Genomic DNA, 12050 nt, shown 5'->3' on the forward strand with positions numbered 1-12050 from the left:
GGACCGCCCCTGTGGCGCGAAGGACGCCGAACGGCCGCTTCATGGTTGATCGTCGGGGTGGGCGGGGAAGGTGGCGGCGCGCTGCGGGGTGCCGGGCGGGCGTGGGCGACCGGCGCAGGGGCGGGGGGCTGGGCGGGGAGGCGGGGCGGGGGCAGCGCCCCATGGTGCCTTGGCCACCTGGCCACAGCGTTCGACGGTGTTCGGCCGTCCGTTCGGCCGCGCAGTCGGCCGCATAGTCGCTCGCGTTCGGCCGCGTTCGGCCGCGTTCGGCGAAACGTGGTTGCGTCGGCGCGGTCGCAGGTGCCAGCATCGCCGCATGATGATCCGAAAGGCTGGCCTCGCGATCCTCCGGTGATCGCGATGACCGTTGCCCACGAAGAAGCCGCCGCTCTGTTCGCCCGCTTCGACCCCATGCCGCACTCGTCCCGTACGCGGGCCATCGCCGAGTACACCAGGTCCCTGGACGAGTCCCGGTACCGCGCTCTCCACACCGTTCTCGACGCCGGTGGCGCCGACGAGCGCTGGCTCGCGTTCTTCCTCGCCGTCGTCCGGCGTGATCTCGACGTCGTCACGCGCGCTCTGACCGACCCGCTGCTGCGGCGTCGCGCCCTGGCCGCCGCCGTCCGGCTGCCCGTGCCTGACGAAGCGCTGGCGGCGGTGGCGCTGTCCGACGTACGAGCCGTGCGCCAGGACGCGTACCGCGTCCTGCGCCTGTCCCGACGCCGTTCGCTCGCCGGTCGCCTGCTGCCGGACGTGCTGCAGCGGTACGGGGAGCAGGACGCGGCCCGCCTGTTGCCCGCCTGCGCGCCGGACACCGTCGGGACCTGGCTGCCTCGGCTCTCCGCCGTATCCGGCGTACCGGAAGGAGTGCTGAAGTCGCTGGCACGTACCGCGCCGGCGGCGGTCGCGGCCCACCTCGCCGCCCTCCACGAGGCGGCCGACACCACCAGACGAACCCGACTGCGCCGCCACTGCCCACGACTGGTCGACACCCTCACCGCCCGCGACCCCGCTGCCGGGATGCTGCTGCTGGAACGGGCACCCGAGCTGCTCACCGAACGGGCCTGCGTCGTCCTGTTGCGCGACCCGGCCGGCGTAGCACGCTCCCTCCGGCGTACCGGTGCCCGTCGGCTCCCGCTGGTCCCGGAGCCACTGCCCCGCAGGGTGCTGCGTGCCCTCCACGGGCTCGACCGGGCAGACGTGCGCCTCCTCGCGAAGGTCTGCGCGAGCGAGCAGCCGTGGCCGCACGGAATGCCGCACCCGGCGGGCTCACATCCCGTACTGGCCCTGCTCGATCCGGCCGAACGCCGGTGCATCGTCGAAGCGTGGGCGAAGGACAACACCAGGCCATGGATCTCCGGCCAGACCTCGATCAGTGCGCTGGCACCGGCCGACCGGCGGGAACTCGTCGGCGGGTGGCTCAAGGGCCGCGCCGGGCGCAGGACGTTGCCCCGCGTCCGCCTCGCCGCGCTCCTGCCGCTGGCCGACGGCGAGCCCCTTCTGCGGGAACTCACCGGCGCCCACCGTTGCGACGAGCGGGCTCTGGCCTGGCCCGCGCTGCTCGGCTGCGCCGCCCTGGAGGGTGATCCGGACGCGTACGCCCGGGTCCTCAGCTCCTGCGAACGCGCCTGGCACGACCAGGAGGAGGTGCGCAGGGCCGCTCTGGCCCAGGCCGCCGCCACGCCGGCGGCTCTGCTCGACGCCGTTCCGTTCGGTGCGCTCCGGGACGCCGCTCTCACGGCCGTGCAGTCCCGCGACTCCACCGCCGGGACGCTCGCCGCCGCCGAACGCTGGCTGCGTCGTACGGCCGAGAGCGCCGCCCGCGCGGGAGACACCCGACGGGCGGCTGCGGTCGCCCTGCTGCTGGGCAGGGTCGTGGCCGATCCGCGGCGCCCCGGCGATGACGTACGCCCTCTGAGTCTGGATCGCGTCACGGCGGAGGCGGTCGAGGCGACGGTGGTAGGAGCGGAAGTGGTAGGGGCGCGGGTGGTAGGCGCGGAGGCGGTAGGCGCGCGGGGGGCAGGAGCGGAGGCGGCGCGGGGCATGCCCGGCGTCGGCCCCGCCCACCGGATCGTGACCGTCGCCGCACTCCTCGCCCCGCATCTGCCGGTCCTGCCCGCGTTGGACGAGGCGCTGGGCCGGATCGCACGGCGACACCCCGACCGGTCCTTGACCGACCAGTCCTTGACCGACCGGGCCCTGCGGGACCGGGCCGTGATCGAGCGGGCGGCCGCGCTGTGGGTCTCGGCGCCCGCCACCAGGGAGAGCCGGTGCGCCGAACTGATCGCCGCCGACGCCTCGTTCGTGACGGTGCCGGTCGTACTCCGTACCCTCACCGCACGGCGGACCGACCTGCTCGACACCGTTCTGGGCGGGAGTCCTCCGCCCCATTGGGTGCCCCGGCTGAGGCGTCGCGTCACCGGGCGGTGGCTGCCCCGGCAACGCGCCCTGTTCGACGCCCATCTGGGGCGCGTCGCCGTGGACGAGGAGGCACCGCTACGGGAACGGTCCGATGCCGCCGCCCTGCTCGGCGATCCGGATGTCCTCACGTCCCTGGCCGCCGAGGCGCCGCAGCCGGTGGCAGCGGCGGCGCTCACCGCGCTCGGGTCCATCGCCGCGGACAGCGGTGGCGCCTCGGCACACCCCCGGACCGTCGCCCTGCTCCTGGACCACGCCGCGGTGGGCGGAGTGCGCGGGCGCGCCGCCATGACGGGGCTGCGCGAGCTGCTCGCCACCGTGCCCGACGAGGAGGCGGTGGCCGTCCTCACACCCGTCCTGAACGATGTCGCCGGCCCCGTAGGCAGCCGTAAGGAGGCCGCCAGAGCGCTGGCCGCCCTCCCGGGCCGGACAGGCTTCGCGGCACTGCTCGCCGCCTGGGACGCGCCCGGTCAGCACCGTGACGTCCTCGCCGTCATGGCGTCGGCGCTCGTGGCCCGTATCCACGAACCCGCCGTCCGCGCGCGGCTCGCCGCCCGGCTGGGTTCGACGGCGGTACGGGAAGCCGCGCTGGCCGCCTGGCCGGCCGCTCCCCCGGCCCGCGCCGGCTTCGCGGCGTTCCTCGCCGGGCTCGTCCGGACGGCGGACGCGGAGGTCGCGCAGACCGCGGCGCGTGCCCTGGAACAGGGTGCGCCGAGCGCGGTCCTGACCGTGCTGGACACGCTCGCGGCCGCCGTGTCCGACACCGACCGCCCGGCATCGGTGCGGGGCAGGGCCGCTCGGATCCTGTGCCGCCGTGCGGGCACCGCGGCGGTCCTGGACGCCCTGCGAGCGGCGTGCGGCGACCTGGTGGGCCAGGCGCGCGGAGGCCCCGACGAGGATCGAAGGGCCGCGCTCAGGGTCCTCGACGCGACGGCGACCGGGTACGACCTGCTCCCGCCGCCGGCCCATGACGTTCTCGCCACCGCCCTCCTGGACGCCGGGCTGCCGGGCAGTGCCGCCGGCGCCGCGCTGCAGGCGGCGGTCGCCTCACTTCGCGAGAACGATCCGGCACCGGGGCGCTGGCGGCGCTGGCTCGCCGTGGCGGGCGACAGCCCGGGCCGCGCCGGCTTCCGGGACCGGCTGCGCGTCGCCCCCGTGGGACCGCCGTCCACGGAGGCGGTGCACAGCGTGGTGGCCGTCCTGCGCGAGGAGGGCTCGGTCCTGGCCGGCCTCGCCGCGGTGCAGTTGGTACGGGAAGCCGGATCGCGCACCCGCTGGGCGGAGCCCTGGCCCGCGCGGCTCGCCGAGCTGCGCGCCTCCCCGCACCCGGACGTGGCGGAAGCCGCGCTCCTGGCGGACCTGTACCGCACTGCGTGACCGGCCACCTCCTCGCGGGAAGCGGCGGTGCGCCGTTCCCCGGTGCACCGCCGCGTGGGAACGCCGCCGGTAGACCCGGCAGCGATCCGTACGGTTCATGCGTCCGTAGGTCCACGCCGCTCCGTACGGTCCACGCCGCTCCGTACGGCCCTTGCCGCTCCGTACGGCCCGCAGGGGTGTGTCAGGAGGCGGAGGGTGTCCAGCCGCCGAGCCAGTCCCTGACTTCCTGGTCCGCTGCCTGGGCGTCGGTGAGGTGCGGGCGCTCTGTGCCGGCGGTGCCCGCGCCGGGACCGGTGTTGCGGTACTCGGCGAAGCGGTCGTTCTTCCACGAGAAACCGCTCATGTCGGTCCACGGGTTGGTCTTGATCGCAGCGCTGAGGTGGGTGTCGCGGACGGTGGTCTGCGGGTCGAGGCTCGCGTCGCCGCCCGCGTGCCAGGGGCGGCCGAGGTGGAAGCTGCCCGGGGACACGTCCCCGTTGACCACGGACCGGTTGATCAGGAAGCCCTTGCGGTCGGCGGCGGTGCTCGGCGCGGTGACATATCCGGCGGACGTGCCGTTCCAGCGCTTCTTCAGGGTCAGGATGGACCGGTCGATGACCGCTGTGGCGCGGCCGAAGACGAAGTCGACGTTGCCGGTGATGTAGGAGTCGGTGACGTAGACGCGGCCGAGCCGGTCCTTGGCGGCGGTGTCCAGCAGCAGGGTGTCCTGGTCGCCGTGGACGATGACGCCGTCCAGGAAGACCCGGTCGGCGGCGGTGCGCAGTGCGACGGCCTGGTGGCCGTTGAGGTTCTGGTTCCTGGCCTCGTCGAAGTCGTTGGTGACGGTCAGGTTGCGGGCCTGGAAGTTGTCGGCCTCCACGGCGACGGTGGCGCTGCCGCTGGTGCCGTACGTGCCGGAGCCGTCCGGCTTGGGGGTGCCGGCCGCGTTGCCGTACACGATGACGGTGTCCTTGCGGCTGCCGCCCGTGCCCTGGATGGTGACGTGCGGCTTGTTCGAGGGGACCTTCACCGTCTCCCGGTACGTTCCGGGCGCGACCGCGATGACGACGCGCGAGGTGTTGTTCGCCGGGACGGCGTCGACGGCCTTCTGCACGCTGCTGAACCGGCCGCTGCCGTCCTTGGCGACGGTGAGCGTGGTCGCGGCGGCGGTCGCCGTTGTGGGGGCCGCGGTGGGGGCCGCGGTCGCCGTCGCCGTACCGATCGACGTACGCGGGCCGGCGCCCGCCTTGAGCAGCTTGGGCACGTCGGCGGCCTTGTCGAGCGTGTAGGCGTAGTACGCCTTGGGGTCGAACGCGGTGCCGCCGCTCTCGTTGCGGCCGCTGGTGCCGGAGAAGACGTTGCCGCGCTGGACGAGGGCCGCCGTGCCGTCCTTGATGACGGGGTTCTTCAGACCCTGGAAGTAGCTGTTCTCCAGGACCATCCTGGTCTTGCCCCGGGAGTAGTTGCCGTAGGACGTGGTGATGCCGGTACCCGTGTCGTCCTGGAGGTAGTTGTTGTAGAGGTGGGCGTGGGCCGCGTTGTCGGTGGAGGGGTTGCGCTGCTCGGTCTCACGCAGCCAGTTGTGGTGGATGGTGATGTCGGTGACGACGTTCGGGGTCCAGCCGATACCGAAGGTCTTGTTGTTGTTGCTGAGCCTGTTCCAGGACACCGTGACGTAGGTGCTGTCCTTGCGGACGTCGATGAGTCCGTCCGCCATGTTCCGCAGGTCGTTGTGGTCGATCCACACATGGTGGGCGCCGTCCATCTGGACGGCGTCGAAATCGTGGTCCTTGTCGTTCCAGATGCCCTGGTAGGAGTCGCGGATCGTCAGGTTCCTGATGATGACGTTGTGCACGCCCTGCCCGAGGAAGAAGCCGCCTCCGACGATGTGCCCGGCGGTTCCCGAGCCGACGATCGTCTTGTCGGACGCGACCTTGATCTCCTTTCCGACGGGGTTCATGGTGATGGTCCCGGCCACGACGATGACGTACGGTTCGGCGGCCGTCGCGTACTTCTCCAGGTCCGCGAGGGTTCTCACGGTGACGGTTCTGCCGCCACGGCCGCCGTAGGTGCCGTTCTGGCCGAGCGCGTTGACGGAGGCGAAGCCGTCGGCGACGTCATCGGCCCAGGCCGGTGCAGCGGCGGGCGCCGCGGAAGCCGTCTGCCGCTGGTCCTCACCGAACACCCCGAAGGCGGTGCCGTAGGCGAGGGCGCCTGCGGCGGCCAGGGCCACGGGAAGACCGACGGTGAGGGCAGTCCTGCGGCGGCGGTGGCGTGCCCTGCCACGGGTTTCAGTCATGTATTGGCTCCGATACTGCGGTGGGATGTGCTGCTCGTTGCGGACACTCGGCCGCTGAGCACATGACAGTTGCCGCTGGACGGCGGGAGGTTGCCGCGCGGAGGGAGTTCCTGGGGCGAGGCCGTCACGACTCCCGGCCGCGGACGGTCCATTGGCGACCGCCTTCGGCTACCCTCGGCGCGGTTCCAGAACTCGCGGATCCAGACGACCGCACCCCCCGGGGGGGGTAGCCACCTAATACGCTCACGACCTGGCGATTCAGCTTCTGCGCGGCAACACCACGGTGATCACGGCGTCGGCCCGAAAGGGACCTCGCAGCTGTGGCAGCCTGCGGAGATGCCATGGGACCTTCGCGAACACGCGGGACGCCACTACGCCGTCCTCTTCCACTACGCCTTGCCCGACGATGCCTGGGCCGTGGAGCTGAGCGAGGCCAGGCCCGTGCCGGGCACGGGGGCCGAGAACCCCGACGCCGTGGTGACCCACCTGCCCGGCGCTGCTCTGCTCGTGGCGCTTGTCCCGGACGAGGACCCGGATGTGGAACCGACCGTCCGTATCGAAAGCCACAACGAGGATGTCATTCCCTACGAGATCATGCGCTGGTTCATGGAGCAGGTGGCCGATCAGGTTGAACGCTGCCGCACCGCGTTCGAGCTGGAAGGACCTGAGGCAGTGGGATGACCACGCGGCAACTGGCGTGAGCGCGCCGCGATGTCACCGGGTGAGCGTGAAATCGTCGACCAGCTTGACGAACTCGTCCTCCTCCTCGGAGAACGCCACGTGTCCGGCGTCGGTCTCGGCACACGTGCTGTTCGCGATCGCGGCATGCAGGGCGTGACTGATCTCCAGCGGGATGGTGATGTCCCGCGTGCGGCCGATGACGAGCGTCTCGGCCTGTCTGCGCGGGACAAAGCCGCGAATGCCGATTCGGGTGTCGAGGTCGACGTGGCGCAGGGTGCCGGGGGTTGGCGGCATGTCGGGGATCAGGAGCTCCACCTGCTCCCGGCGATCGCGTTGCGGAATCCGCGGCTGAAGCCGGTCACGGCGACGGCGAGGCCGAAGGCGGCGGGTCGGGAGGTCCCGAGCTGCTTCCACAGGGCGAAGAGGTTGCGCAGGTACTCGTCGCTGTCGGTGTGTGCCCATCCGGCGACCAGGATCAGGCGGCGGACCAGGGCGGAGTGCGGCGACGGCGGCGGATACCGGCGCGCCCGTCAGCCGGCTGACCTGCCCGGCTCGTGGGCAAGGCGGGCCTGTCGCCCCTGGCGCCGGGGCCGGCGTTCTGTGGCGGTCGTCGGGCCTGCGGACCGGCGCGTGCCCGGTGCAGACGCGGGTGCAGATGCGGGTGCGGTGCGGGTGCGGCTGCCGCATCTCGGGGTCGTTTTCGACTGCTGGGACGTCCCCGTCCAGCGTGGACGGACGTGGACGCATGCCCGCCCCGTACCGGGGCGGGCCTCGTCAGGCGTTCACACACGACGCCGGGCGGTTCAGAGCTTGTGCATGCCGAGGTAGGGGCTGACGATGCGGGTCTGGCTGGTGCCGAAGTCGACGAGGAGCGCCCCGCCTGCGAGCTCCACACCAACGATCTTGCCGAGGCCGTGTCGGTCGTGAGAGACACGGTCTCCGAGGGCGAAGTCCTCGATCACACGGTCGGGGCGTGCTTTGAAGGGACTGGTGGGCAGATAGCGCCGTGGCGCGGATTGGTTCGTCATTACGAGCCAGTATGCGGCCCCGAGGGCCCAACAACATAGACGTGAATGTCGTTCGACCTCAGGCACGGCCTGTCCCGCCTCGCGGACGTCCCTCGACAGCGTTGCCGTCCATACCGACCTGGCGTGCGGAAGCCGCCACTGTGATGCCGACCACACAGGGGCGCACGAGCCCCTGACGGCCGCCACTGCGGGACCGGTCCCATGCCCTGTGAGCCGTCGCCGCACCAGGACGATCACCCCGCGGCCACCGGGCAGGACGGAACCGTCCGTCATGGACGCGCCGCTCTGCCGCCGGGTTGCGGGAGGCCACGCCATGCCTCGGTTTCTCCCGGAGTTCCTGCCGATCACCACAAGCCCCGGGACGACGGCCTCTCACCGGCCTTCGGTGCCGTAGTGGGAATCGGTCGCTTCGATGCTCCGGGACGTCCCGGAGGCGCTCGCCCGTTCGCGGGCACGGTCCTGCGAGGTCCTGCACTTCATGTCGCCTCCCACGTCGAACGTCCGGAACGGTTCGGGTACCCCCGGGGGGCGGGGTCGTACGCGCCGGTCGATCTCGTACGCGCGGGGCGGGCCGAACGCGGGGGGCGAGGCCGGACGCGGGGGGCCGAGCTCGCGGGGCGGGCCGGACGCGTGGGTCGGGCCTGGACACCCGGGTCGTGCCGTAGTACGGCGCTCCCGGTTCAGGACTCGGCGCCCTCGGCCACCGCCGCCGCATCGGCGAGGTCCTTCGCCACCGTCCTGGCCACCGCCTTGGCGCCGATCCCGCCCAGCAGCCTGCCGAGGAGCCCGGCGAGCCCTCCGGGAGGTGTGGCCGTGAACGTCATGCGCACGGTGGTGGAACCGGGACCGCCCGCGGCCAGGACCCACTCGGAAACGTAGTGGGCGCCCCGCGAGTCCGCCTCGACCACGAAGCGCGAGGGCGGCTCGCACACTGTCACCCGCATCTCCTCGGCCGCCTGCTTCCCGAACAGGCGCCGCGTCTCGCGCCAGCGGGTCCCGACGGCGAACGGGCCCTCGGTGAGCACCTCGACCCGGTCCACGCCGCTGAGCACCGCCGGCATGCCTTCGAGATCGGTGAGGACCTCCCACACCCGCCCGGCGGACGCGGCGATCCGGCGCTCGACCACGACTCTCACATCACCCACGACGACCTCCCGCCTCCATGAGAACAGCGGCCGACGGCATCCGCGTCTCCCCCACACCACACGTGGACGTCGGGGACCGGGTCCAGGTCAGGGCGCGACGCGTTCATCGGCCGGGGGCCACACCCGGGCGCAGGTCGGGGAACCGCTCGGCCAGCGAGTCAGGCGCCGCCTGTCTCCAGGAGTCGACGAGGATGTCGCGGAGCTCGTCCAGGTCCTCCAGCGCCGCGAGCCGTACCCGGACCCATGCCGAACCGGCCTCGTGGGGCGGCACCCAGAACTTCTCCGGCTCGGCGGCGATCAGCTCCGCACGCTCATGTCTGGGGCAGCGCACGGCGAACGACGTCTGGTCGTCGGGGATCGTGATGTACATCTTCCCGGCGACGCGGAACGTGGGCATGCTCCAGGCTTCCTTCTCCACCGTCTCCGGGAAGGACAGGGCGATTCGGCGGACGTCCTCGGCATCGATCATGGTCACCACAGTAGCCAGCGCCACTGACACCGGCGGCGGCCCGGCCTCGGGGTACCGGCGGGCGCGCGGCCTGTCCCTTCGGCCACGCCCATCGGGGAGACCGGCCGCACGCGTGCACGGCCCGGCCGGTCGACGGCGGCGTGGACCGATGGTCCCCTTCCCTCGTCGGCCCGTCCGGTGCGTCACCGGACGGGTCCTGATCGCTTAGGCTCGGCAGATGGCGAAGTACTTCGACGTGCACCCGGAAAATCCTCAGCAGCGCACCATCGACAGCGTGGCCGACAGCATCCGCTCCGGCGCTCTCGTCGCCTATCCGACGGATTCCTGCTTCGCGCTGGGCTGTCAGCTGGGCAACCGTGACGGCCTCGACCGGATCCGGTCGATCCGCGCCCTCGACGAACGTCACCACTTCACGCTCGTGTGTCAGAACTTCGCCCAGCTGGGCCAGTTCGTGCACGTCGACAACAACGTGTTCCGCGCGATCAAGGCGGCCACACCCGGCAGCTACACCTTCATCCTCCCGGCGACGAAGGAGGTGCCGCGCCAGCTGATGCACCCGAAGAAGAAGACGGTCGGGGTACGGATTCCGGACCACGTCGTGACGCAGGCCCTCCTCTCGAACCTCGGTGAGCCGCTCGTCTCCAGCACCCTGCTCCTGCCCGACGAGGAGGAGCCGATGACACAGGGCTGGGAGATCAAGGAGCGGCTCGACCACGTGGTGGACGCCGTGGTCGACTCGGGCGACTGCGGTACGGTGCCGACCACGGTCATCGACTTCTCCAGCGGCGAAGCCGAGGTCGTCCGCCGGGGAGCGGGCGACAGCGCACGGTTCGAGTAGTCCTGGCGGGCGCGCCCCGTCCTACGAGCGCCGTCCAACAAGGGCCGCCCCCAGCGCCGTCGTGCGGGCCCCGTCGTGCGGCCCCGTCGTGAGCGGCTCATCCCTGGGATGTCTCACCGGTCACGGTGTGCGGTCCATCAGCGCGGCGAGGCGCCGGCGCGCGTAGTCCGGCTCCAGCCGCCAGCCGTTCGCCGCTTCCCAGGCGTCCACCGCGGCTCGTGCCGCTGCCAGCCGGTCCGGCGGGAGTTGACGGCACGGGAAGATCGGCGAGGTCGAGGTCCACGCAGTCGACGCGGGCTTCGTCCCAGTCCAGCAGTCCGATGCCCGTCGCCGTCACCCGGATGTCGCCCGGCGCCGGATCCCCGTGGACCACGGCCTGCGGCACGTCCGGCAGCGCCCTCCAGGCACCGCGGCAGACCTCGACCGCGACGCGCGGCATCACGGTGAGATCGACGTCTCCGCCGCGTTCCGTGTGCGGCAGGTCCCGGCATGAGCGGAACCCGGGACGCTGCGGCCGGCCGCGTGTGAGCGTGTGCAGCCGTCGCAGTTCGGCCGCGACGGCCGGCCAGTCGTGGACGCCGGGCGGATCGCCGTCCAGCCAGCGCTGGACGACGACACCGTCGACATGTCGACGACCGTCCGGTGCCCTGACCGCACCCGGCACCGTGAAGCCGTGGCGGCCCAGAAACGCCAGCAGGTCCAGCTCCCACGCCAGGGCGGCGGCTCCGCGCCGGCTGCGCCGCGCCACGAGCCTGTCCCCACCGAGCCGGACCTCCAGGACCTCGTTACGGACACCGCCGGTGAGTGGACCGACGACGCTCACGTCCCCCCATGCGCGAAGCTGCTCCAGCACCCCGATGCCTCTCAGGCGACATGCGGCACATGCCGTGCCTGTCCCCCGCGCCCCCTGGCAACGGCGCGTGGCGGCGGCACGGGTGAGCCGTCACGGCCCGTTCACCTTACGCCGCGGTCTCGTCGGTCCGGGCGGCCGCTCACCCGTGGCTCGAGGGCACCCTCTGGTTCGGGTTCTCCGTCGTGCCCCGGGCGAGCGGTGCGTGCTGTCCGCCGTCGTCCGCCTTGTCAGCGGACGTGGAAACCGCCCTGGGCTCGGACCCTCACCGATACGTCCTTGCCCGCGATGAGCTGGACGTCCTTCGCGATGCCCGTGTCGTTGTGCCAGACACGAGCGGTGCTCGCACCGGGGTGCAGCCAGCCCGTGCAGCCGTGGTCATAGCCACCGCCGTACGGTTCGACGCAGAACCGCACCTTCTTCCCGCCGGAGGAGACGAGATCGACGTCGACGCGCTGGCCGGGGTGAACGGTGAGCTTGCCGGAGCACACGGTGTAGGAGAACCCGCCGGTGATGAGGCAGTCCAGCTTGTGTGAGGCGGCCTGGGCCGGTGCCGCCGAGGCGATGCCGCCGGCCAGTGCCAGGGCCGTCAGGCCGGCGGCCAGGCCGGTGCGACCGCGGCGTGCCGTACGGGAGTGGAAGAGTCGCATGGTGAGGTCTCCTTCATCGGTTGGGTGATCCCCGCTGTGGGGAGCGAGCCGCTGGGTCGATCACGCGCCAGGGCGTCGTCGGTCGCGACGACACTGGTGGTTCATCAGGTGATCGGCCGCGAGCGGCGGTGGGAGTCGACGCCCCGGGAGCGGGGAGTCGCCGGCTGCGGCGCCGGACTGCTCAGAGTCTGCGGAGGCCGACCGGGCACCCGCAAGCGTGTCCCGTATGCTTCACCGATCTCGGGATCCCCAAGGCCCTGACCTGCTGGGACAGCCCTGTCCCGGGACAGAGAAGGGCCCGCGGGGGCGCGGGGGC

Annotated in this window: 10 protein-coding genes; 3 read left to right on the forward strand and 7 right to left on the reverse strand. The window is 72.4% G+C overall.

Annotated features, from left to right (window positions below; all coding sequences use genetic code 11):
• Nucleotides 1-360 precede the first annotated feature (360 nt).
• Entirely contained in the window at nucleotides 361-3795 is a 3435-nt protein-coding gene (locus ACGF5U_RS27945) for a hypothetical protein (RefSeq protein WP_392716390.1), read from the forward strand.
• 181 nt (nucleotides 3796-3976) lie between these two features.
• Here the strand turns inward: ACGF5U_RS27945 and ACGF5U_RS27950 are convergent, their stop codons facing one another.
• Nucleotides 3977-6073 (reverse strand): pectinesterase family protein, encoded by a 2097-nt coding sequence (locus ACGF5U_RS27950; RefSeq protein ID WP_392716392.1) that lies wholly within the window; start codon nucleotides 6071-6073, stop codon nucleotides 3977-3979.
• A gap of 336 nt (nucleotides 6074-6409) precedes the next feature.
• Between ACGF5U_RS27950 and ACGF5U_RS27955 the strand changes: the two genes are divergently transcribed.
• Nucleotides 6410-6754 carry a hypothetical protein gene (locus ACGF5U_RS27955; protein ID WP_392716394.1) on the forward strand — a complete coding sequence of 115 codons (345 nt, stop codon included), beginning with the start codon at nucleotides 6410-6412 and terminating at the stop codon, nucleotides 6752-6754.
• 33 nt (nucleotides 6755-6787) lie between these two features.
• Here the strand turns inward: ACGF5U_RS27955 and ACGF5U_RS27960 are convergent, their stop codons facing one another.
• The 4 genes from ACGF5U_RS27960 to ACGF5U_RS27975 all read right to left on the reverse strand — a co-directional run bounded on the left by ACGF5U_RS27960 (nucleotide 6788) and on the right by ACGF5U_RS27975 (nucleotide 9396).
• Nucleotides 6788-7069: an alpha/beta fold hydrolase gene (locus ACGF5U_RS27960; protein WP_392716396.1), complete on the reverse strand. Its 282-nt coding sequence runs from the start codon at nucleotides 7067-7069 to the stop codon at nucleotides 6788-6790.
• A 488-nt stretch (nucleotides 7070-7557) separates the two neighbouring features.
• Complete coding sequence (locus ACGF5U_RS27965) at nucleotides 7558-7782, reverse strand: hypothetical protein (protein WP_392716398.1); 225 nt, start codon at nucleotides 7780-7782, stop codon at nucleotides 7558-7560.
• 680 nt (nucleotides 7783-8462) lie between these two features.
• A complete protein-coding gene (locus tag ACGF5U_RS27970; protein WP_392716400.1) occupies nucleotides 8463-8927 on the reverse strand; it encodes an SRPBCC family protein in 465 nt (154 codons plus the stop codon).
• A 103-nt stretch (nucleotides 8928-9030) separates the two neighbouring features.
• The gene (locus ACGF5U_RS27975; protein WP_392716402.1) at nucleotides 9031-9396 is read right to left on the reverse strand and encodes an MmcQ/YjbR family DNA-binding protein; all 366 of its coding nucleotides are present in this window, start codon (nucleotides 9394-9396) and stop codon (nucleotides 9031-9033) included.
• Between the two features lie 217 nt (nucleotides 9397-9613).
• Here ACGF5U_RS27975 and ACGF5U_RS27980 point away from each other — a divergent pair, with 217 nt between their 5' ends.
• The gene (locus ACGF5U_RS27980) at nucleotides 9614-10234 is read left to right on the forward strand and encodes an L-threonylcarbamoyladenylate synthase (RefSeq protein ID WP_392716404.1); all 621 of its coding nucleotides are present in this window, start codon (nucleotides 9614-9616) and stop codon (nucleotides 10232-10234) included.
• Between the two features lie 97 nt (nucleotides 10235-10331).
• Here ACGF5U_RS27980 and ACGF5U_RS27985 read toward each other — a convergent pair whose 3' ends face one another.
• Nucleotides 10332-11057, reverse strand: coding sequence for a phosphotransferase (locus tag ACGF5U_RS27985; RefSeq protein WP_392716406.1), 726 nt, complete (start codon nucleotides 11055-11057; stop codon nucleotides 10332-10334).
• A 257-nt stretch (nucleotides 11058-11314) separates the two neighbouring features.
• Nucleotides 11315-11734, reverse strand: coding sequence for a hypothetical protein (locus ACGF5U_RS27990; protein WP_392716408.1), 420 nt, complete (start codon nucleotides 11732-11734; stop codon nucleotides 11315-11317).
• Between the last annotated feature and the right edge of the window lie 316 nt (nucleotides 11735-12050).

It is taken from the genome of Streptomyces sp. NPDC047886 (assembly GCF_043204435.1).
GTDB lineage: Bacteria > Actinomycetota > Actinomycetes > Streptomycetales > Streptomycetaceae > Streptomyces.

Excerpts from the sequence above, each read along its gene's own strand:
- ACGF5U_RS27945 (WP_392716390.1), top strand. The coding sequence starts at position 361 with ATGACCGTTGCCCACGAAGAAGCCGCCGCTCTGTTCGCCCGCTTCGAC.
- ACGF5U_RS27950 (WP_392716392.1), bottom strand. The coding sequence starts at position 6,073 with ATGACTGAAACCCGTGGCAGGGCACGCCACCGCCGCCGCAGGACTGCC.
- ACGF5U_RS27955 (WP_392716394.1), top strand. The coding sequence starts at position 6,410 with ATGCCATGGGACCTTCGCGAACACGCGGGACGCCACTACGCCGTCCTC.
- ACGF5U_RS27965 (WP_392716398.1), bottom strand. The coding sequence starts at position 7,782 with ATGACGAACCAATCCGCGCCACGGCGCTATCTGCCCACCAGTCCCTTC.
- ACGF5U_RS27975 (WP_392716402.1), bottom strand. The coding sequence starts at position 9,396 with ATGATCGATGCCGAGGACGTCCGCCGAATCGCCCTGTCCTTCCCGGAG.
- ACGF5U_RS27980 (WP_392716404.1), top strand. The coding sequence starts at position 9,614 with ATGGCGAAGTACTTCGACGTGCACCCGGAAAATCCTCAGCAGCGCACC.
- ACGF5U_RS27990 (WP_392716408.1), bottom strand. The coding sequence starts at position 11,734 with ATGCGACTCTTCCACTCCCGTACGGCACGCCGCGGTCGCACCGGCCTG.